Here is a 388-nt window from a genome sequence, read left to right on the forward strand (position 1 = left end):
GCCGGTGACAAACCGGAGGAAGGTGGGGATGACGTCAAATCATCATGCCCCTTATGATTTGGGCTACACACGTGCTACAATGGATGGTACAAAGGGCAGCAAAACCGCGAGGTCAAGCAAATCCCATAAAACCATTCTCAGTTCGGATTGTAGTCTGCAACTCGACTACATGAAGCTGGAATCGCTAGTAATCGTAGATCAGCATGCTACGGTGAATACGTTCCCGGGTCTTGTACACACCGCCCGTCACACCACGAGAGTTTGTAACACCCGAAGCCGGTGGAGTAACCTTTTAGGAGCTAGCCGTCGAAGGTGGGACAGATGATTGGGGTGAAGTCGTAACAAGGTAGCCGTATCGGAAGGTGCGGCTGGATCACCTCCTTTCTAA

The 388-nt window shown here is 51.3% G+C and carries 1 rRNA gene; it reads left to right on the forward strand.

The window, feature by feature from the left end:
- Window positions 1-384: ribosomal RNA gene (locus QNJ52_RS11520) — 16S ribosomal RNA — on the forward strand; the annotation flags it as partial.
- Window positions 385-388: the final 4 nt, after the last annotated feature.

The sequence above is a fragment of the Macrococcus sp. S115 genome, from assembly GCF_030067655.1.
In the GTDB taxonomy this organism is placed as follows: domain Bacteria; phylum Bacillota; class Bacilli; order Staphylococcales; family Staphylococcaceae; genus Macrococcoides; species Macrococcoides psychrotolerans.